Annotated in this window: 20 protein-coding genes; 11 read left to right on the forward strand and 9 right to left on the reverse strand. The window is 44.7% G+C overall.

The features are described 5' to 3' along the window. The first annotated feature begins 294 nt into the window (after window positions 1-294). Both ACYVNW_RS01485 and ACYVNW_RS01490 read left to right on the forward strand, forming a co-directional pair. Complete coding sequence (locus ACYVNW_RS01485; RefSeq protein ID WP_460678063.1) at window positions 295-1,149, forward strand: AraC family transcriptional regulator; 855 nt, start codon at window positions 295-297, stop codon at window positions 1,147-1,149. 76 nt (window positions 1,150-1,225) lie between these two features. Beyond that, a complete protein-coding gene (locus ACYVNW_RS01490) occupies window positions 1,226-2,344 on the forward strand; it encodes an FAD-dependent monooxygenase (RefSeq protein WP_460678064.1) in 1,119 nt (372 codons plus the stop codon). Between the two features lie 67 nt (window positions 2,345-2,411). Here ACYVNW_RS01490 and ACYVNW_RS01495 read toward each other — a convergent pair whose 3' ends face one another. The 5 genes from ACYVNW_RS01495 to ACYVNW_RS01515 form a co-directional block, all read right to left on the reverse strand. Beyond that, window positions 2,412-2,894: a GNAT family N-acetyltransferase gene (locus tag ACYVNW_RS01495; protein WP_460678065.1), complete on the reverse strand. Its 483-nt coding sequence runs from the start codon at window positions 2,892-2,894 to the stop codon at window positions 2,412-2,414. Between the two features lie 207 nt (window positions 2,895-3,101). Then, window positions 3,102-5,270: a glycoside hydrolase family 3 C-terminal domain-containing protein gene (locus tag ACYVNW_RS01500; RefSeq protein WP_460678066.1), complete on the reverse strand. Its 2,169-nt coding sequence runs from the start codon at window positions 5,268-5,270 to the stop codon at window positions 3,102-3,104. Window positions 5,271-5,501: 231 nt separating this feature from the next. Beyond that, window positions 5,502-5,855 carry a nuclear transport factor 2 family protein gene (locus ACYVNW_RS01505; protein ID WP_460678067.1) on the reverse strand — a complete coding sequence of 118 codons (354 nt, stop codon included), beginning with the start codon at window positions 5,853-5,855 and terminating at the stop codon, window positions 5,502-5,504. Between the two features lie 62 nt (window positions 5,856-5,917). Then, a complete protein-coding gene (locus tag ACYVNW_RS01510) occupies window positions 5,918-6,766 on the reverse strand; it encodes an N-acyl homoserine lactonase family protein (protein WP_460678068.1) in 849 nt (282 codons plus the stop codon). A 98-nt stretch (window positions 6,767-6,864) separates the two neighbouring features. Then, the gene (locus ACYVNW_RS01515) at window positions 6,865-8,301 is read right to left on the reverse strand and encodes an ATP-dependent DNA helicase (RefSeq protein ID WP_460678069.1); all 1,437 of its coding nucleotides are present in this window, start codon (window positions 8,299-8,301) and stop codon (window positions 6,865-6,867) included. A 66-nt stretch (window positions 8,302-8,367) separates the two neighbouring features. On the opposite strand from ACYVNW_RS01515, the gene ACYVNW_RS01520 reads away from it, so the two are divergent. The 5 genes from ACYVNW_RS01520 (at window position 8,368) to mnmL (ending at window position 13,792) form a co-directional block, all read left to right on the forward strand. Next, on the forward strand, window positions 8,368-9,183 hold the full coding sequence (locus tag ACYVNW_RS01520; RefSeq protein WP_460678070.1) for a DUF3822 family protein: 816 nt from the start codon (window positions 8,368-8,370) through the stop codon (window positions 9,181-9,183). Beyond that, window positions 9,159-9,692 (forward strand): 16S rRNA (guanine(966)-N(2))-methyltransferase RsmD, encoded by a 534-nt coding sequence (rsmD, locus tag ACYVNW_RS01525; RefSeq protein ID WP_460678071.1) that lies wholly within the window; start codon window positions 9,159-9,161, stop codon window positions 9,690-9,692. The genes ACYVNW_RS01520 and rsmD overlap by 25 nt, the downstream gene beginning before the upstream one ends. 819 nt (window positions 9,693-10,511) lie before the next feature. Beyond that, the gene (gene guaB / locus ACYVNW_RS01530) at window positions 10,512-11,981 is read left to right on the forward strand and encodes an IMP dehydrogenase (RefSeq protein ID WP_460678072.1); all 1,470 of its coding nucleotides are present in this window, start codon (window positions 10,512-10,514) and stop codon (window positions 11,979-11,981) included. Window positions 11,982-12,162: 181 nt separating this feature from the next. After that, window positions 12,163-12,747: an LOG family protein gene (locus tag ACYVNW_RS01535; RefSeq protein WP_460678073.1), complete on the forward strand. Its 585-nt coding sequence runs from the start codon at window positions 12,163-12,165 to the stop codon at window positions 12,745-12,747. Window positions 12,748-12,841: 94 nt separating this feature from the next. Further along, on the forward strand, window positions 12,842-13,792 hold the full coding sequence (mnmL, locus tag ACYVNW_RS01540; protein ID WP_460678074.1) for a tRNA modification radical SAM protein MnmL/YtqA: 951 nt from the start codon (window positions 12,842-12,844) through the stop codon (window positions 13,790-13,792). Between the two features lie 409 nt (window positions 13,793-14,201). Here the strand turns inward: mnmL and ACYVNW_RS01545 are convergent, their stop codons facing one another. Then, on the reverse strand, window positions 14,202-14,330 hold the full coding sequence (locus ACYVNW_RS01545) for a hypothetical protein (RefSeq protein ID WP_460678075.1): 129 nt from the start codon (window positions 14,328-14,330) through the stop codon (window positions 14,202-14,204). 155 nt (window positions 14,331-14,485) lie between these two features. Here ACYVNW_RS01545 and ACYVNW_RS01550 point away from each other — a divergent pair, with 155 nt between their 5' ends. From ACYVNW_RS01550 to ACYVNW_RS01560, 3 genes are all read left to right on the forward strand, one after another. After that, complete coding sequence (locus ACYVNW_RS01550) at window positions 14,486-15,697, forward strand: acyltransferase family protein (protein WP_460678076.1); 1,212 nt, start codon at window positions 14,486-14,488, stop codon at window positions 15,695-15,697. A gap of 37 nt (window positions 15,698-15,734) precedes the next feature. Then, a complete protein-coding gene (locus ACYVNW_RS01555; protein ID WP_460678077.1) occupies window positions 15,735-17,171 on the forward strand; it encodes an acetylxylan esterase in 1,437 nt (478 codons plus the stop codon). An 87-nt stretch (window positions 17,172-17,258) separates the two neighbouring features. Then, window positions 17,259-18,083, forward strand: a complete 825-nt coding sequence (locus tag ACYVNW_RS01560; protein WP_460678078.1) for a hypothetical protein — start codon at window positions 17,259-17,261, stop codon at window positions 18,081-18,083. 77 nt (window positions 18,084-18,160) lie between these two features. Here the strand turns inward: ACYVNW_RS01560 and ACYVNW_RS01565 are convergent, their stop codons facing one another. Then, entirely contained in the window at window positions 18,161-18,610 is a 450-nt protein-coding gene (locus ACYVNW_RS01565) for a hypothetical protein (protein ID WP_460678079.1), read from the reverse strand. Between the two features lie 98 nt (window positions 18,611-18,708). On the opposite strand from ACYVNW_RS01565, the gene ACYVNW_RS01570 reads away from it, so the two are divergent. Further along, window positions 18,709-19,797, forward strand: coding sequence for an SGNH/GDSL hydrolase family protein (locus tag ACYVNW_RS01570; protein WP_460678080.1), 1,089 nt, complete (start codon window positions 18,709-18,711; stop codon window positions 19,795-19,797). A gap of 42 nt (window positions 19,798-19,839) precedes the next feature. Here ACYVNW_RS01570 and ACYVNW_RS01575 read toward each other — a convergent pair whose 3' ends face one another. Further along, entirely contained in the window at window positions 19,840-20,766 is a 927-nt protein-coding gene (locus ACYVNW_RS01575; RefSeq protein ID WP_460678081.1) for a cation diffusion facilitator family transporter, read from the reverse strand. A 24-nt stretch (window positions 20,767-20,790) separates the two neighbouring features. Further along, complete coding sequence (rlmH, locus tag ACYVNW_RS01580; RefSeq protein ID WP_460678082.1) at window positions 20,791-21,264, reverse strand: 23S rRNA (pseudouridine(1915)-N(3))-methyltransferase RlmH; 474 nt, start codon at window positions 21,262-21,264, stop codon at window positions 20,791-20,793. Window positions 21,265-21,397 lie beyond the last annotated feature (133 nt).

A 21,397-nucleotide genomic window follows, 5' to 3' on the forward strand; every position in this document is an offset into this window, starting at 1 on the left:
AAGTTTTAAACGAAGTATTTATTCTTTTAACTTATATTAACAATCTACAAAGGAAATGTATTTGGTGAGCAGTTATTACAACTTTTATACTTATGTCCAAGTGTCTTACTACACCGCTTTCCAAGTGGTGAAATGTAAAATGTTATAGTGATAACGCCCGGCACAGGCGAAAGTAGCAACGAGAACCTGTAGTCATAAAAGATATATCAGGAGTGATGGGATAGTTTTCAATTAGGTTGGGTTGTAATAAACATCTGTTATTGACAAAGCCATATTCTCCAATAGAAAAATTTTATGCATAAAAACGGCGCTATTCCCGTAAATAGTTTTGGAGATGATTCCGGTGCAGGTATTTCTGTTGAACGGATTGCTTTTGATAACCTGCCTGAACTTGGCGAATGGGAACAGCCTGAGCGGCACGACTGCCATACGTTTTTCCTGCTCGAGCAGGGCAGTGTTCATATAGAAATTGATTTTCAACAATATCAGATTAAAGCTCCATCCATTATTTATATGCACCCCGACCAGGTGCACCGAATTATAGGGTTTGCCCATGTGATCGTTAGTGCTCTGGCTATGGATAATGAGTACCTGAATCCTGAATATTTAAAACTGCTGGAAGAGATTACACCTGCAATGCCCGTCGCTATAAGTCCGGAAAACTTTGAAATGCTTAAACAAGCTGCATCACTTTGTATCAGATATAAGGAGCGTGAAAAGGATACGCTGTATCAATCATTGCTTAAAGATTATTGCAACGGATGGGTCGGGATCATTATTACCATCTATCTTGAACAACTGCAAAGCACCGATAAAACGCTCAGGGCCGAATATGTTACCAAGGCTTTCAGGCAGGCGTTGGCATTGCATTTCACCCGGCTCAAACGTCCGGCAGATTATGCTGAACAACTCCATTTATCAACTTCTTATTTAAACGAGTGTGTAAAAAGCACAACCGGGCAATCGGTAACCTGGCATATTCAACAACGGGTTATATTAGAGGCAAAGCGCTTAATCCATCATTCCAACCAGTCGCTCAAAGAGATTGCGTTGGCTTTAGGGTATGATGATTATGCATATTTCTCCAGATTGTTTACCAAAGTTGCGGGTATGTCGCCTGTGGCATTTCGTCTTAAAAACCTCGGTTAGTCCAAGCCTTACCCTGTTTCGGTCTATTTTTTTGCATTTAAGGGCTGTTTCTTTGCAGTGTTAAATACATGTTCAAATGGAAACAGTCAATCAAAAAAGAGTATTAGTATCAGGGGCAAGCTTTGCAGGGTTGTGTACTGCTTACTGGATGAATAAATTAGGCTATAAGGTAACTATTATAGAGGTTGCTCCGGGTATTAAAAAAGGCGGAACGCCGGTAAACATTATCGGCCATACCATTGATGTGGTAAAGCGTATGGGCTTATTTGAGCAAATTGAGGCAAACCAGTTGGTGATGCAAAAAATGGAATTCAAAAATGCCGACGATGTTACAGAAATGGCAACGCTGCTGCAAGAGCGGAATCAGGACGAACCTGAATACGAAATTGAGCGGGACACACTACTGGATATTTTATACAATACCATTAAAGATGACGTGGAATTTGTATTCGGTAACAGTATCACGCAACTCAATGAGACTAACGATCATGTTGCAGTTAGCTTTAAAAAAGGTCAGCCACAGCATTATGACCTGGTTTTTGGTTGTGATGGCGTTCACTCAACGGTTAGAAAGCTATGCTTTGGTGAAGAGAATGCGTTTGTGCATCCCCTGGGTGTTTACTTTTCCATCAGCATCATTCATAAATTACTGATCCCCGAATTTACCAACCAAATGTATAGCGAGCCGGGAAAAACGGTAATGCTGAACGCTTATAACGGAAAAACAGACATCGCCCTTGCCTTTTCATCAGAGCAGGCAATTGATTACAATTACCGCGATGAAGCGCAGCAGCGAGGTATTATTACTTATGCATTTAAAGATGCTGGCTGGCGCACAGCAGAACTGTTGAAGGAAGTACAGCAGTCAGACACTTTCTACTTTGATAAATTATGCCATGTCAGGATGCCTTCATGGACGAAAGGCCGGGTAGCATTGGTGGGGGATGCCGCTTATTGCCCGTCGCCGGCTGCAGGCAGGGGAGGTTCTATTGCCATAGATGGTGCGGGTGCATTGGCCGATGCTTTTTTTAAGCACCCCGATAATTTCGAACTGGCGTTCCAGGAATACAATCAAAGCTTTAGGCCTTTTATTGAACAGGTACAAGCCGATGTAGTAATGTATAACCTGGATGTGCTGGTTCCTAAAACAGAAGAAGCCATACGTCAGCGTAATGCACAAAGCTTTAGTTTTTGATTTTATTTAGTGAGGCGAGATAAGAGGCATTATCAGGTTTCATGTTTTAAGCCTGGAATCTGATTTTTTAATCCAATTTATAAATAAACTCTTCTATTTCTGCCTGCCTGGCGTTGGCAAAGCCTTTATCTGTACTTACCTTAATGAAACCCGCTTTTTCTAAAACGCGTTGCGAACCCAAATTATCAAAAGCAACGCGTGCGGAAATCGGCCTCATGTGTTCAATACTCAGGAATTGTTGAAGTGCTGCTGTAGCTACACCTTTTCCCCATAATGCGCTGTCAATCCAATAAGTAATTTCAGCCTCGCCGTCTATTTCAAACTTGGCTATGCTTCCGGCTATGATACCATTAATAAGGATGGTTTGATTGTTAATACTGGGATTACTTAAAAAAGGTAAATGCTTTTGAATATAAGCTGCCTTGTCCAACTCATCCTTCGGAGTGAAGGCGGCCAAATAGTTCGCTTCGGGGTCGAGCTGAAAAAGAAAAAGATGCTCCAAATCGGCAGCAATGGTTGGTCGTAGTATCAATTCGTAATGATTGGTCATTGGGTATTGAATTAGCAGTTCTATAATATTTCTGCTTGTGTTGGTGTATACAGATAATTAGATAAAAGATTTTTTTGCTTAAGCGTGCAGGTTTATACTGATGTTGAGACAATAGGCCATGTCATCACTAAAAAAATAAAAACGGCTCTTTAAATTCAAAGAGCCGTTTTTATTTTTATCAAGTGTATAAATCCTGTTTCGTTAGCTTTAATTAACTGTAATGGTAGCAGTCTCTTTAATATCGCGTGATGAAGTGCCGGCCAGCAGTTTGTATTTGCCCGGCTCTACCACCCACTTCTTGGCCTGCACGTTATAATAGGCCAAGTCTTTAACCGGTATATTGAGGCTAACATCAGCAGTTTCGCCGGGGGTAATGCTTACCTTTTTGAAGGCTTTTAGTTCCTTGTCCGCACGTTCCACGCTTGAACCTTCTTTGCGGATGTACAGCTGTACGGTTTCTTTGCCGGTATATTTACCTGTATTTTTTACCCGTACAGTAGCCATAATATGATCAGCAGGGCGGTACGCTTTTTTGTTGGTATGCAAATCGGCGTATTTAAAGTCGGTATAAGATAAACCATAACCAAAGCAGTACATCGGGTCGATTTTTTTGGTATCAAACCAGCGGTAGCCCACCAATATGCCTTCTTTATAATCTACCTGCAGGTTACTGCCGGGATAAGCGCCCAAGGCGTGTGCCGGTGAATCGCCCAGTGAAGCCGGGAAGGTAAATGGCAGTTTACCCGACGGGTTGATTTTACCCAACAGTACATCGGCCAGGGCATTACCATTCTCTGAGCCGTTATACCACGACCATACAATAGTGTGGTTGTTGCTTTTAATTTTAGCGATATCATAAGGCGCACCACCTACCACTACCACTATGGTATTGGCATTTGCCGCAGTTACCGCGTCCACCAATTCCTGCTCGCCGAAAGGAAGGGAGAGGTCTTTACGGTCGCGGCCTTCGCTTTCATAATCGCGGTTGCCGCCTACAAACAGTATCGCCATATCTGATTTTTTGGCGGTAGCAACGGCCTGGGCAATCATAGCGGTATCCGGGCCATGTGTGTCGGGATTGGTGCTGGCAAAACCAGCCTTGTAAACGCCGGAATAGCCCTGTGCAAAATTAAGGGCAGCTTTGCCCGCCAGCCGGTTTTGCAGCCCGGCCAGTGCCGTTACCTCGTACCGTGCTTTTACGCCTGCACCAAAGCCGCCCAAATGGAAAGTGTGGGTGGCGTTATCACCAATAACGGCAATACTTTTAAAGTTACTGGTGCTTAATGGCAGCAGGTGTTTGTCATTTTTTAACAATACAATAGATTCGGCAGCAATATCGTAAACTGCCTTGCTGTGTTCAGGCGTGTTCAATTTTCCGGCCGGGGCATTGGCACTTAACGAGGTTTGGTACATCACCCATAAAATGCGGCGCACTTTATCGTCAATAATTCTTTCGCTCACTTTGCCGGCTTTTACCGCAGCCAATAAGGAGTCGGCAAAGTAATAGCTGGAGTAGGGCAACCTGGAGCCCATTTCCAGATCCAGGCCATACTTGGCAGAGTTTACGGTGCTATGCGTGCCACCCCAATCGCTGATCACAATGCCTTTGAATTTCCATTCGCCTTTCAGAATCTGGTTGAGGAGGTAATCATTTTCTGCACAGTACGCACCCCTCAGCTTATTATAAGCCGACATGATGGTCCAGGCGTTACCTTCGGTAATAGAAGCTTTGAAGGCCGGCAGATAGATTTCGCGCAGTGCACGTTCATTCACTTCTACATTCACACGGCCGCGTTCCACTTCCTGGTTGTTTACGGCATAGTGTTTTACACAGGCGGCCACGTGCTGGCTTTGTATACCCTGCACGGCTTGTACGGCCAGCTTTGCATTCAGAAACGGATCTTCGGAATAATATTCATAGGTGCGCCCGCCTAAAGGTGTACGAATAATATTGAAAGCCGGCGCCAGCATAATATGCTTATTACGTGCACGTGCTTCTTCGCCCATGGCTTTGCCGAAACGGTAAGCCAGTTCGGGGTTCCAGGTAGCGGCCAGTGCCGAGCCGTTGGGGAAGAAAGTGGCCGAGTCGGTAGTCAGGTTAGCCGAACCCCAGCCCGGCTTTACGTCTTCACGTACACCCAGCGGACCGTCATCGCTCACCAGGTCGGGTATACCCAGGCGCTTCACGCCCGCAGAGGTAAATAAGCCGTTGGCATGTAGCATGGCTATTTTTTCCTGAAGGGTGAGTTTTTTGATAATAGATGTAATCTTCTGGTCGGTGGTGAACGGCGTTTTGGTTTGTGCCATTGCCGGTACGGATAAGCTCAGCCATGCCGCACCGCAGCAAAGCAGCGATAAAGTAAAATGTTTCTTCATCAGGTGTTGATTAGATATAATTGGTTAGTGTACAGTTGGTTTGCAGTAGTACTGCATAATACAAGTATACTGTAATATTTACACAAAGCGTGTGTTTCCAACAAAAAATAGCGCAGGGTTTAGCTGATAAAGGAAAAGAGAGTTTTGCCTGTAGTTCTGGTATTGACAAAAGCCTGTTTAAAGCCGCAGTTTCAAAAGCGAAAAGATATTGTTGACAGGAAGTGGACTTTGTTAATCTGCCTCCACATCCATACCTGCAATCAGCCCCTCTTTAAAAGTATAAATATGCTTCACCATACCATCAAACAGCACTTCACCATCTAAATTCTTCACCAGCTGATGAACTGCCACCTCAAATCTGCCGTCGGGCCGCTCGGTGATGGATTGTGGTTCTACATGCGGGTTAATTTCGCTCCACTGGCGGGTCCAATACTTTCGTACCTCATCTTGCCCGATTACATATCCCCCTTCAAACGCCTTGGGCCAGTGTACATCAGGCGCCATGGCGGTAAACACCAGGTCAATGTTTCGGGTATTAAAACCGTGGTAAGTTTTTTCGATAAGGGGCCAATAGGAGGATTGCATGTGATTAATGACTAAAGTGAACGCAGGCAATTACGTTAATTAAACGCTAATAAACAATGCCATTATTTGATTTCAACAATTCCTTCTTTTATGGCAGGAAATCGCTGAAACACCTTTCCGTCATGGCCGGGTATGATGTATTTGGATGAGAAGACCATAGTTTTCATCCGCTTCATGGCGCGTACATAAGCTGCAGGGTCAAAGGTGCCGCCTTTAACGGGTGGAAGCAGGTGCTCCAGGTTGGCATAAATCCAGATATTATCAGAAGCCAACAGGGTTGGATGGCTTGCTGCTTTTACCAGTACATATTGCGAATTGTAGGTATGCCTGGAGCCGGTATACACAAAGATGCCGGGTAAAATTTGTTTGTTATCGCCGGTAATTAATGTTAGTCTTCCGGCCAGATTAAGTTCGACAAGTTTCCTCACATCGCGTACGGCAAATCCACCTGCATCTTTGGGTTGCTGCCAGGCCCGGCCAACAAAGTAATTGTAGTCTTCCTGCTGCATCCAAAAATGAGCTTTCGGAAAAAGATCTATCCCATCTATGTGGTCCCAATGCGGATGTGTAATCATAACATCGGTCACCTCAGCGGCACTAATGCCCATGCGCTGCAAGGCAGAGTCGGGACGAATGTATGATGTAAGCTGAAAATCTTTTGCGTCATCTGCATCACGCTCAAAGCCAGCGTCAACTAAAATTGTTTTATTTTGACCTTTAATCAACCAGATTGAGAAAGTTATGTCCAGCCGCTCCTTAGCTGAAGCTCCCGCTGCCCAATCAGCCGCAGTAAACGGGTAGCCTGAACGTGCAAAGCGCAGAGCGTATATTTTATAATTTACAGGTTGAGCCGTGGCATAAAAGCCAGAGCAGAAAGCAAAAATAGACAACCATAATACCTTAAAATTCATTTGTGTTAAGCTTAAATTGCAACTTCAATACTATAAATAACAGAAGAAGTAAGGTAGATTCTATGAAAATGGCGCAGTTCATATATTCATTAATGCTGCTACTCCGCTCCCCCTTCAGTAACCTGCGGAGCATAAAACTGATCATTAAAATTCACCAAAAATAATTCCTGCGTGGCCCGGGTGCAGGCGGTATAAAACCAGCGTAAAAAGTCGGTGTTCACCATCTCGTCGGTTACGTAGCCTTGATCTACAAATACAGCCGGCCATTGGCCGCCCTGGGCTTTGTGGCAGGTAATGGCATAGGCAAATTTAATTTGCAGCGCATTGTAATAAGGATTAAGCTTTAGCTCTTTCAGACGGTCGCGGCGGCTGGGTATGTGCTCATAATCTTTCATCACCTCCAGGTAAAAGCGTTTTTGCTCGGTAGGGGGCAGGGCAGGCGAGTCGGCATAAAGTGAATCCAGCAGTACTTTGCATTCCAGCACCGGGTCTTCGCTGTAATCAATAAACTCAATCTGTACATCGGCAAACCGGAAGCCGTAAATTTCTTCGGTGCGGCGCACTTTTTTGATGCGGGCAATATCGCCGTTGGCAATAAAACCGGTGCTGTCATCCTCGCGCTCCTGTAGCCAGAAATAGTTGTTGCGCACCACCATAATCTGGTCGCCGCCGGTGAGCTCTTCTTCTCTGAATAAAATACGGTTACGTATCTGGCGGTTATACAAGTTGGCGTTTTTGTTAGAGCGGCAGATGACCAGCGTACTTTCGTTTCCGTATTTGCGGTAGGCGTAATTCAGCCCTTCCTCCAGGCGGTCGCCGCTCATGCGGAATACGTCTTTATAGCCATTGGTTATAATTTTGGGTAGCTGAGGTTTTTCCTGGCGGATGATGTTACGTATTTCGGTTACGTTGTGCAAGATGCCTGAATCGCGTTGCTGGCGTAAAACATCAGTAAGTTCATAGGCATGAATATCCAATCCGAACTGCTCTCGCAACACCTCCTCATCCAGCGCCGGGCTGTACTCTGAGCCTACCGGCGGTAATTGTGCGGTATCGCCCACCATCATCAGTTTACAGTTTTTGAAGTTGTATACGTAATCAATCAGGTCTTTTAACAGCGTCTCGTTGTTATTGCCGCTCAATTCATCGGTAATCATCGAGGCCTCATCCACAATAAATAATGTATTTTCGGCATTATTGGCAGCCAGTAAAAAAGACTCATCAATGTTAAGAGCCGATTTTTTACGATAGATGCGCTTGTGTATGGTAAATGCCTTACGGCCCGAGTAACTGGTAATTACCTTGGCTGCCCGGCCGGTGGGGGCCAGCAATACCGATTTTAAATTGTATGAGCGCAAAGCTTTTACCAGGGCGCTCAGCACAGTGGTTTTACCGGTACCAGCATAGCCTTTGAGTACAAAGCACTCGTAACCATTGTTGGTGTATAAAAACTGGTGCAGCTTTTCAAAAAGCTCGGTTTGCTGGGCGGTAGGCTGGTGCTTAAAGGCTTTGCTTATAGTTTCGGTAGCTGGCATGCGGCAAAATAGAAAGAATGCTATATATTTAGAGTAAATTTTAAAACCTTACTTTTGTTCATTGATATGAGCAATACTTTGTATAACTATCTCGACCCTGATTTTAACCTGCAGCAGGCCGGTAATGCTATGCTGCTATTATTGGCTACATCCAGCCACTTTTCGGCGGCAGTGGTACAGGCCTGCAAACTCACTGCCTGGGTAGATGACTGTCCGCTGGATGAGTTGCTCCATCCGCAGGAACTCAAAAGCTTATTTCAGGCAAACTATCAACAGGTAATTACAGGTATATCAAGCTCAAAATTTACGCTGTGGCCCAAAGAAGTTTATACAGAAAGCCAGGCTGCAGATATTGCCCGTTTTTTAAATGTCAGCGCTACCGATACGGTGTTTTCTGATAGTTTTGATTTACAAAATCAAGTACTATTTGTAGCTAACGAGCCTGTGGTTAAGGCATTAAGCCAGCTTAATTTAACACAGCAATCTCAATTCGGTATGAAGTGCTGGGTGAAAGCCATCATGGATCATCATTCTTCAGAACAGTGTATCTATATTAACGTTAATAACCAGCAGATTGATATACTTTTTGTAAGCGAAAACAAAGTAAAATTTTGCAATAGTTTTGAGTTTGTCACAGTAGATGAAGCTGTATATTATGTGCTACTGGCCGCGCAGCAATTAAAACTGGATTTAACCGCCACCTATATTAAAGCCAGTGGCAACGTGCGGGTGGGCGGGCCTTATATGAGCCGCCTGGCCGAGTTTTTTAAAGGGGCCGAACTGAACCCGTTGAAAGTGATTGAAATTTCTGAACAAGTACCATCTCACCAAATACTGGCGCTGAGCGCCCTGAGCTTATGCGCATCATTGGTGGAAGCTTAAAGGGGCTGCGGCTAAACCCGCCTAAAAATTTACCGGTAAGGCCCACAACCGATTTAGCTAAAGAGGCCCTGTTCAATATTCTGCAAAACCAGGTAGAACTTTATGGTATTACCGTGCTCGATTTGTTTAGCGGTACCGGTAACCTGGCACTTGAATTTGCCTCGCGCGGTGCCGAACAGGTCATCGCGGTTGACCGCAGCATACATTGTGTGAATTATATAAAGGATACAGCCAGGCAGCATAACTTGCCGCAAATAAAAACTTTCAAGGCGGATGTATTCAAATACCTCGAAATGGAAACTGAGCCATATGACCTGATATTTGCCGACCCGCCTTATGACCTTAGCCGCATTCCTGATATTCCCAAAATCGTATTTGAAAAAGGTTTGCTAAAGCCTGATGGTTTACTGATTGTTGAGCATCAATCCATGCAAAATTTAAGCAACCACCCGGCTTTTGCCGAGCAGCGAAAGTACGGGCATTCTTCTTTTTCTTTTTTTAAGGGGTAATTGTTGTGCTGCTATACTTTTCGTTGTTGTTCTTTTGTCTTGATACAAAAGAACAACAAAATCAAGTACAGCCCGCTTAGGCTTTTTTGCCACACGAGGCCTGCCCTGCAAAGACAGGCAGCACCACAGGCTGTTTAGTGTTTGCGTATGAGCAGGCTGTGCTTTGCCCGTTGCCAGTGCAAACACTAAAAGGCCTTCCCTTATGCTCGGGGCCACCCTGTGCTGCCCGCCTTTCACCCAAAGCTGAGGGGCTGACAGAGGAGGAAGAGAATTAAGAGTCAAGAACCAAGAGCCAAGAATCAAGAAACAGGGATTGAGAAAGAACAAGCAGCGTACGCACATACCCTCACGTCATTAAAGGGAACGAAGCAATCTTTATACGCTTGAAGAGGTTAAATGCATAGAGATTGCTTCGTTCCTCGCAATGACGTGGGGGATAATAAAGTGCCACAACGCATTCTGCTCATTCTTAAACTTTACAAATTTTGATTCAGACAACTGCCATCACTGCACATCAATACCCTCAACCTGTGGCCTTGGCTTTTTCGGCTACCACTACAGTTGCCTACCCACTTCACACCTCAAAGAAAAAGACGCAGCCACGAGTTTTCTTTTTGGTTCTTTTTCTTTTGCGGAAAAAGAAAAAGAACATCCACTGACTTTCATACTCAACCAACCCTGTCCTCATGGAATACCAATAACAAGTATCACCCAGCGTCATTTCTATATCAAAAATCCTTATAAGACAACCATCCTTGCTTCCTCTCACAAAAAACACTATCTTTGCCCGGCAAATAATAACCCACAAAATTATTTGCCATGCAGCTCGACTCCTCTAAATTTGTTGCCGAAGGTTTAACGTATGATGACGTGTTACTCATTCCGGCTTACTCCGAAGTTTTACCGCGCGAAGTTGATACCCGCTCATTTTTGACCAAAAAAATTCAGCTGAACGTTCCTATAGTTTCTGCCGCGATGGATACCGTAACTGAGGCACAATTGGCTATTGCCATTGCACAGGCCGGCGGTTTAGGCATGCTGCACAAAAACATGAGCATACAGGCCCAGGCCGATGAAGTGCGTAAGGTGAAACGCTCGGAAAGCGGCATGATACAAGACCCGGTAACCCTGCATGAAGATTCTACCGTGGCCGATGCGTTTAAAATTATGCGCGAATTCAGAATCGGCGGTATTCCGGTGATTGATGGTGATCATATTTTGAAAGGTATTGTCACCAACCGCGACTTGCGCTTCCAAAAACAGATGGACAAGCCGGTGCGTGAGGTGATGACCAGTACTAACCTGATTACCGCTCCGCAGGGCACTACCTTGCCTCAGGCTGAGGAAATTTTGCAAAACCATAAAATAGAAAAGCTGCCGGTGGTAGATGCTGAAGGCTGCTTGTGTGGGTTAATTACCTTTAAAGACATCCAAAAGTTTAAAAATTACCCGATTGCCTGTAAAGACGAGTTTGGCCGCTTACGGGTGGGCGCTGCTGTGGGCGTAACTCATGATACCATGGATCGTGTAGATGCTTTGGTAAAAGCCGGCGTAGATGTAATTGCTATTGATACTGCTCACGGGCATTCTAAAGGTGTAATTAACCAGTTGAAAGCCGTAAAGGCTAAATACCCCGACTTGCAGGTAATTGCCGGCAACATTGCCACCGGCGATGCAGCCAGAGCCTTGGCCGAGGCAGGTGCTGATGCCGTTAAAGTAGGTATTGGTCCAGGCTCCATTTGTACCACCCGCATTATTGCCGGGGTAGGCGTACCGCAGTTATATGCAGTGTATGAATGTGCCAAGGCCCTGCAAGGTACAGGTGTGCCGGTAATTGCTGATGGTGGCATTAAACACACAGGTGATATTGCCAAGGCCATTGCCGCAGGCGCCAGTTCCATTATGGCGGGCTCGTTGTTTGCAGGGGTAGAAGAATCACCAGGCGAAACTATTATTTATGAAGGCCGCCGGTTTAAATCTTACCGTGGTATGGGTTCTATCGAGGCGATGGAATCAGGTTCTAAAGATCGCTACTTTCAGGATGTAGAGGATGATATCAAAAAGCTGGTGCCCGAAGGTATTGTGGGGCGCGTGCCTTATAAAGGTACCCTGGCCGAAGTGGTATATCAGTTTGTGGGTGGTTTAAAAGCCAGTATGGGTTATTGCGGCGCTAAGAATATTGAAGCCCTGCAACAAGCCAAATTTGTGCGCATCACCACTGCCGGTATCCGCGAGTCGCACCCGCACGATATTACCATTACCAAAGAAGCTCCAAATTATACAAGATAGTTTTTAATTGATTGGGTTGATTAAGTGAGTAGTTGCTTATATGCAAAACAATAACATTGTTGAACTGCTGCAACCTAATCAACCTAATCAACCTAATCAACCTAATCAACCTAATCAACCTAATCAACCTAATCAACCTAATCAACCTAATCAACCTAATCAACCTAATCAACCAAAGAACATGAAATCTATCTGCATATTCTGCGGGGCCAATTATAACGGCGACCCGGTTTTAAAGCAAGCTATTGAGCAACTGGCTGAGGTTATGGTTAGCCATCAGATTACTTTGGTATATGGTGGTGGCAAAGTGGGCGTAATGGGCCTGATGGCCGATGCTGTGCTGCAACGCGGCGGAGAAGTAATTGGCGTTATTCCGCAGTTTTTGATGGATAAAGAAGTAGGGCATACCGGCATTACCCAAATGCATATTGTTGAAAATATGCACCAGCGCAAGCAATTAATGAGTGACTTAAGTGATGCCATTATTATGCTGCCCGGCGGTTTTGGTACGCTTGAAGAATTTTTTGAGGTGCTTACCTGGCTGCAACTGGGCCTGCACCAAAAGCCAATAGGTGTGCTTAATGTAAATGGCTTTTACGACTTTTTACTAAAACAGATGGATGTAATGGTGGAGCAGCGCTTTTTAAAACCTGCCAATCGCCAGCTGGTGCTTACTTCTGCTGATGCCGTTGAACTGGTGAACCTGATGGAGCACTTTAAACCTGTGGTAGATGAAGTGTGGTTCCGCGACCGTAACCTGACTTAACAATCCAATTAAGTCTCGCTTAAATGTCATTATCTCCGGCCTGATTTATCGCTGTTTAACACTCTGACGGCAAAGTTGTATCTTTGCCTATAGTATGCAGGTTACAGTAGCACCAACAGAGCAGGGGTTTAAAGGGTATAACAATTACGGGGCATGGCTGCGCAATAAATACAAGGGGCAGCGTGTGTTCAAAGTAATTGTTGACGGCGGCTTCACCTGTCCTAACCGCGATGGCTCTAAAGGTTATGGCGGCTGTACTTATTGCAATGTTGACTCTTTTACACCTTCAGTATCCCGCCAGGCACCCTCGCTGCGCGAACAGGTCATCCAGGGTATGGAGCGGGCCCGTAAAGGAAATAAAGCCGATAAATTCATTATCTATTTTCAGCCCAATACCAATACTTATGCGCCGGCGCATTATTTAAAAATGATGTATGACGAGGCACTGAGCATTGAACCTGAAAACATTGTAGGCCTCTCGGTTGGTACCCGCCCCGATTGTATTGATGCTGAAAAAATTGCCCTGCTGGAAAGCTATACCGATCGCTTTGACGTAGACCTTGAAATGGGTATGGAGTCTATTTACAACGATACACTGGCCCAAATAAACCGCGGCTGTACCCACGAGGAGTTGCTGAAAGCGCTTGATCTCACCAAAAACAGCAAGTTGGATGTTTGCGTGCATACCATTTTCGGTTTCCCCTGGGAGAGTCATGACATGATGCTAGCTTATGCTGACGAGATTAACCGGCACGAGCATATCAAGTTTGTGAAATTTCATCACCTGCATATTGTAGAAGGTTCGGTAATGGGCGTTAAATACAAACGCGAGCCGTTCAAATTATTCAGTCTGCCTGAGTACACCGACTTTTTATGCGAACTTTTACCCCGCGTTCGCCCCGATGTAGTCATCCAACGCCTCTTCGGCCTGTCGGACCGCGAATTGCTCATTGCTCCCAACTGGCAACTCAAAAAATCAGAAATTCAGTATTACATTGATAAAGCGATTTTGGATAGGGGTGTGATACAAGGTTCAGCTTTGTAGTTTTTTGTGCTGCTCTATCTGCCTTGTTAGGCGTGTGCTGTTATGTTCGTTATTGTTCTTTTGTCTTGATACAAAAGAACCAAAAACTTAGCGTAGCGGTCTCATGAGCGATAGTGAATAAATGCAAGTACAGCCCGCTTAGGCTTTTTTGCCGCACGAGGCCTTGCCTGCTTTTCGTACAAAGCAGAGGGGCTGACGTGGAGGATGAGAATCAAGAAATAACCAGTACCACACATATCACCAACACGACATTGCGAGGAACGAAGCAATCTTTCGACGCCTGACTCAAACAGGATGCATAGAGATTGCTTCGTACCTCGCAATGACGCGGTGGTGTAAGGCGTTCTGTCCGTTCCTAAATTCTGCAAATTCTAATTCAGACAACTATCATCACTACACATTCATACCCTCAACCTGTGGCCTTGGCTTTTTCGGCCACCAATACCGGCCGCCCACTTACTGCACGCCTCAAAGAAAAAGACGTAGCCACGAGTTTTTCTTTGGTTACTTTCTTTTTGCGGAAAAAAGAAAGTAACATCCACTTGCTTTCATACGCAACCAACCCTGTCCTCGTGAAACACCTATAAACAATCAACAAAAAGTTAAAATACCACTCAATCCACAAAGTGGTATTCCATTTGCACCAAACGGTTAAAATTGATTATTTTGAGCCGTTTATAAATCGCTTACCTGTTGCAAAAAGCTGTACAAAACTATATTCCTGCGTTAACCGGTGTACGGGCCCTGGCCGCCTACCTGGTTTTTATTTCCCATTATGAGTATGTATTTGATGAAAACTTTCCTCATGCTGTACAGCGCTTTTTCCAGGAGTTTCATATCGGAGTAACTATCTTTTTTGTCTTGTCGGGCTTTTTAATCGCATTCCGGTATTGGGATAATTTTCATCTTACCCGCAACTGGTTTAAGCAGTACCTCAAAAACCGGGTGGCACGCATTTACCCCATGTACTTTTTGCTTACGTTAGCTGCGTTTGCAGCCAATTACTTTAAGCCCATGGTTGAAGTAACAGCAGGCTACAATCACCCGTTTATATTACTGTTGATGAACATTACCTTCGTGCGGGGTTTTTTCAATGATTTTAAGTTTACCGGTATCTCGCAAGGCTGGTCGCTCACGGTGGAGGAATGTTTTTATTTTTCAGCGCCCATCATCTTCCTGGTTGCACAGCGGTACAAAAAGTTTTACATTCAGCCACTGTTGATCACCGGGATTGGCTTTTTGCTGGTACTCATCTTTCGCAACGTCAACTGGTATGGTTTCTTTGGCAACTTTACGTTCATGATGCTGTATACATTTTTAGGCCGTTGCTTTGAGTTCTTTGCGGGTATCCAATTGGCACTTATCCTCAAACGCCAGGGCATGGAGCGTAGCAGTAAGTTCAACTTCACTTATACCGGCCTGCTGCTGATTTTTGGTTGTGCCTGGATCATGTCTGTTTTGCCGGTACCGAAGGGCTGGTTTTTTGGTGTGCATAATCCCTGGGGACTAATAACTAATAATTACCTGCTGGCGGTCAGTATTACGCTTTTCTTTTACGGATTAATTACAGAGCAAACAGTATTGAAAAGAGTGCTGGCTCATCCTTTTATCGAGTTATTGGGCAAAAGTTCTTACATATTTTACCTCATTCATTTAGGATTTATGTATCTCACCTTACATAACTGGTTCGAGGTATGGAATGATAAAGTATTTGAACTTTACGACAAATGGGGGGTAGACTGGATTTCACCCTTTCAGTACGATGCATTGAATTTGCTATATGCATTCATCATTTTGAATGGCGTATCTGTCCTGCTGTTTAAGTTGATAGAAGAACCATTAAACCACTACATTCGTAAATCAGATTTCCTGATCAAGCATCAGCCCAAACCCGTTAAAGATTAAGCCGTATAAAGATTAAATTTGCACGAGAATTATAGATATGAAATATAAGTTGAGTTTGTTTACTACCATGCTGATATGTGCATTGGCCTTAAACCAAGCTACGGCTCAGCGGGTAACCACCCCTGTAAACAAAGCACCGGTAACGCCGCCTACCAGGCAGCAAAACGAAAAAGCTACGCCCACGCCTAAACAGGAAGAAGCAGACACTGAAGGTGACGAAGAAGGTGATGTCAACATCAAGATAGAGGCCGATCCTAAAAAAGCCATATTTACAGGTCTGGATGATATTAAGTTTAACATCGACCTGAAAAGTACTTATAAGGTGCGCCAGGACGGTCGCCTGAACATGCTGGTAACTACCACTTTTGGTACCAAAGTAGCCGAAAGCGCTATGGACGTGCACTTGGGCAAAAAGGGCAGCACCAAACTGCATGTAAAATTGCCTCCGCAAAATGCCGGCTTTTACCAGATAACTTTCCGCTTCAACCTGTCTATGTATGACGATACTATTAAGCGGGTATTCGGCGTTGACCCAACCGAAATTGAGGTGAGCCGCAACAAGCCTAAAGATTTTGATAAGTTTTGGGCTGATACCAAAGCCGGTCTGGATACCATTGAACCTCAGTATATAACCACACTGGATAAAAAGCAATCTACCCCCGAAAAGAACGTGTACCTGGTAGAGATGCACTCTTATGGCGATGCGGTGATACGCGGCTGGTTAACTGTACCTACCAAGCGTCGCCCTAAAAAAATACCGGTAAAATACCGTTTGGGCGGCTATATAGTAGCCATGAAACCCACACTGGAGGACGATGATTTTGCGGTTTTTAATATCAATGTTCGGGGTAGTGGCAACAGCAAAGATGCCGTAAGTTACACAGGCGAGTTTAACCTGTGGAATATAGAAAATCGGGATAAATACATTTATCGTGGCGTATATATGGACTGCATACGCGGCCTGGATTTTATTTATGCCAATGCCTCTAAGTTCGGTTTCGATTTGGAGCGGGTGAATGTAGACGGCGGTAGCCAGGGGGCAGGTTTAGCTATAATGCTGGCCGGGCTTGACCCACGGGTACGGGCTGTAACCAGCGAATTGCCTTTGTATAGCGATCTGCGCGATGCCATTCGTATCGGGCCAAAGCTGTATCCTTATAAGCAATCGCCCATTTGGATGTTTACCGATTATATGCGCCGCAACAAAAGTTTTACTGAGAAAAAGCTGTTTGCCACCTGGGATTATTACGACCCTATTATGTTTGCGCCCAAGGTAAAATGCCCGGTGCTGGTTGCAGTAAGTTTATTGGATGAAATGTGCCCACCATATTGCAGTTTTGCGCTGTTTAATAAGCTGGGTACTGATGAAAAGGAAAAAGAGTTTTGGGTAAACCCGGTGCTGACGCACGAAGTGGATAACCTGTATTATGGCTATCAATATTATTGGATTAAAGAAAAATTTGTACTGCCATAGATGATGTTTTCATTAACCGGATATAGAATAAAATAATTCCGGTGGTTTTAACTGATATATCTTGCTGTTCATTAGAACAACCATTACATGAAAAAAAACTATACGCTGCTGCTGTTTTTGTTATTGAGCCTGATGGGGACTACCCATGTATATGCCGGCTGGCCGGTAGGTAAGAAACGCTATCTGGTAGGCACCAGTTTCTATACTTACTTCTCCAGCAATTACTGGGATCGCAAAGGAAATTTCCATAACGATAATACCAGCAAATTCAGCGCTTATTCTGTTGGTATATTTGCTGATTATGGCCTTACCCGTAAACTGGATTTGCTGGTGAACCTGCCTGTATCATACCAGTACTTAAAGCAACCGGGCAGCAGTCTGACCAACATCGGCTCCGGAGATTTGCAGATCGGTTTGAATTATGTGCTGAAAAGCTTCAACCTAAAAAATTACATTACAGGCTATGCCGGGGCTATCATCCCTACTTACGCCCAAAAGTTAAATCAAACTTTGGGTTATGCCTATTATGGATCTGAGTTTAGGCTGAGTAATACCGGCAACATCAAACTGGGGTCGCATACCGGGTATTACAACGTAGATGCCGATTACCGCAAATATTTTGCAGATGACGGCCCCTCGCAGTTTAACTATATGGGTACTTTTGGGTATTTCCTCAATAAATATAATCAGGTACTGGTAGATGTGGCTGGTACCATTTCGGCCAGCCCCACCAAAATATTTAACAATTATGCCGGCAGCACACTTGATTATCGCAATGTGCGGGTGCAGTTAGATTACGGTTATACCGTTAACCGCCGGGTAAGTGTTTACGCTTCGGGTTTTTATACGGTAAGTGGCTTTAACATCGGCCAGGCTTATGGCGGTAGTTTACAGTTGCTAATGCGTCTGTAAAAACATCAGTGGAGATAAATAGGTCCTGTCGTTTCCTTTTGAGGCGAATTGACAGGAAAAGAAATATTTACAGTAACCTAAATCAGTTTGTGATCATAAAGAATTAAAAAAGTCCAGATGATGATGAACAGCAGGGTGGTGGCAAGTGGTGAAATGCGCTGAAAAAGGCGGTCGGCAAAGGTAGCATCCAGCATTGGAAAGGAAGCTTCGCTTTCTAAGCCGTTATTCGCTTTTTTGTAGTTGCTTGCCAGTTTGTGCATTTGCACCAGGCTGGTGATAATATCCAATAAGGTAAATATACTTACAATGGCTCCTACAAAGGGAATTACACCGCCAAATATTTGAGCCCGGTTGGTTAAGTCGGGCGAAGGAGGCATGGCAAAGGTTAAGCCGCAGTAAATACCAAAGGCAAAGGCTTGGCCGTTGGCCATCCAAAGCAACCTGGGGCCTAAACCGGCATCGTAGCTTTGTATTTGGCTCCGGCTAATGGTATATAAATCCGAAGGCACAATATTTTCTTCAGCCATACTACTTTGTTTCGTTCAATAACAAACCGGCTTATGATAAGTTTATGATAATAACAGCGTTTAAACAATTTGTATTCGCTGCTGTACTTTTACTATTCATGAAAAAAATATTATCCCTTGTGTTTGCACTGGCAAGCTATACCGCAGTTCAGGCACAAAACCCTACGTTTGTAAAGTTTAACAATAGCAAAATTTATTACCAGGGCCGTATTAACCGTGCAGATACCTCAGCCTGCGCTTTTTACTGGCCGGGTACATCCGCCACAGTAAGTTTCTCAGGTACCGGGATCAGCGCGGTCCTTGAAGATGAGAAAGGTTTAAATTATTACAATGTTATCATAGACAACCGCCCACCGGTAAAAATTAAGATGAATGCCGGCAAGCAAACTTATAACCTGGCCGAAAACTTACCCGCCGGCAAACATACCCTGCAACTGTTTAAGCGCACGGAGTGGGAAGAGGGTACTACCCGGTTTTATGGCTTTCAATTGGCTGGCAAAAGCAAGTTGCTAAATGCCCCGACTTCACCCAAACGCAAAATAGAGTTTTACGGTAATTCTATTACTTCTGGCTATGCTATTGAGGATAGTATTTTAACTGACGGCGACTCGCCGGAAGGGCAGTATAAAAATAACTACCTGAGCTATGCGGCCTTAACGGCCCGTTATTTCAACGCTGAATACCGCTGTACCTCCAAAAGTGGTATAGGTGTGCTGGTAAGCTGGTTCCCGCTCATTATGCCAGAAATGTACGATCGCCTTAATCCTAATGATAAAGACAGCCGGTATGATTTTTCAACATATCAGCCGCAGGTGGTGGTCATCAATCTGGGGCAGAATGATGCTTCCATCATAGGCAATCCCAACTTAGAACAGTTTAAAGCGCGTTTCGGTACTCAAAAGCCGGATGCGGCTACTATTATTAAAGCTTATCAGAACTTTTATGGCGCCATTCGCAGCAAGTATCCTTCGGCTACTATCATCTGCGCGTTGGGAAGCATGAGTGCGGTGCAACCAGGCTCTCCATGGCCGGGCTATGTTGCGCAAGCCGTAGCTAACCTGCATGACCGCAAAATGCTGACCTTCTTGTTTTCGCCGGTAAAGGGCTATGCCCATCCCCGTGTTGCAGACGACCGCAAGATGGCCGATGAATTAATCGCCTTTATTAAGGGCCATGTGAAGTGGTAGGCTGATATCGCCAGGGTATTTCTCGCGGTGATAAACTAAAAACTAATCGCAATCCACCTGCTCACAGTGCTCAGAACTTAGTTCTGGCTCAAATGTGCAGTGGCCAATAGATAAATGTTCCAGCCGGTGGCGTAAATCGTGCTTAAGGGTATCAAAGGCTGCCATGTCTGTTGCGCTAACTACAATGTGGGCGGTAAGCGCGTTCTCGGTAGTACTTAGCGCCCATACATGAATATGGTGAACATCTTTAACCCCTTTGGCTTTCATCAGCTCTGTGCGTATTTTGTCAATGTCCATTTCATCGGGCACGCCGTCCATTTCCAGGCGGATGCTTTTCATCAGCAGGCTCCAGGTACCAGTCATGATGACTACCACAATTACTAAACTAACGGCGCTGTCCAGCCAGTACCAGTGGGTAAAGTAAATAAGTACGCCCGAGATCACTACACCTAATGATACCAACGCATCCACAGCCATATGCAGGTAAGCACCTTTCACGTTCAGGTCTTTGTCTTTATCCTTCATGAACAGCCATGCGGTAAGGCCATTAATTCCTATACCCACTAATGCTACCCAGGCCACAGTACCGCCTGCCACTTGCTCAGGGTGCATAAAACGGATAATGGCCTCATAAGCAATAATGGCAACAGCTGCCAGTAATATTACCGCATTCAGCAATGATACCACAATAGTGGAGCGCTTGTAGCCATAAGTATATTTACGGTTGGAGTGCACCTTGCTCAGCTTAAAAGCAAGCAGTGCTAAAGCCAAACTGGCTACATCGCTCAGGTTATGGCCGGCATCGGTGAGCAGCGACAGCGAATGGCTGGCAAAGCCTACAATGGCCTCCACCACTACAAACAACGAATTTAATATGATGCCGACAATAAAAGCGGTATTCAGATGATCCAACTTGGGGGCATGATCATGATGATGGCCGGCATGGGAGTGGTCGTGACCTGATGACATATTACAAATTTAGCTATTTATTGGCTACTGGTGGTGATAAGGTTCGCCTTTGATAATGGTAAAGGCCCGGTACAATTGTTCTGTGAAAAACAGGCGCACCATCTGGTGAGAAAAGGTCATGCGCGAGAGCGATAGCTTTTCATTGGCCCGCTGGTAAACCGAAGCATCAAAACCATAAGGGCCGCCAATTACAAAAACCATGTGCTGTACGGCGCTGATATTCTTTTTATCCAGGTAGGTTGCAAACTGCGATGAATTAAATTCCTGTCCGTTTTCATCCAGCAACACAACGTGGTCCGTTACGGTAAGTTTTTTTAATATCAATTCAGCTTCCTTGTTCTTTTGCTGCTCCTGGCTTAAGGCCTTCGTGTTTTTGAGTTCGGGCAGATCTATGATTTCAAACCGTGTATAATGCTTTAAGCGCTTCAGGTATTTGTCTATGCCTTCCCTGATGTAGGCATCTTCTGTTTTGCCTACCGTAAGCAATGTGATTTTCATAATGCAAAGTAACGTATTTGTAAACGCTAAGTCCGAGAATACATTAATTCGATTTACACTTAGTTAAGGTTACACATATTCTGTTTAAAACATTGCTGTTTCTATATTGTTACGGGCGTCTCTTTAAGTTTTC

The sequence above is a fragment of the Mucilaginibacter koreensis genome (assembly GCF_054783355.1).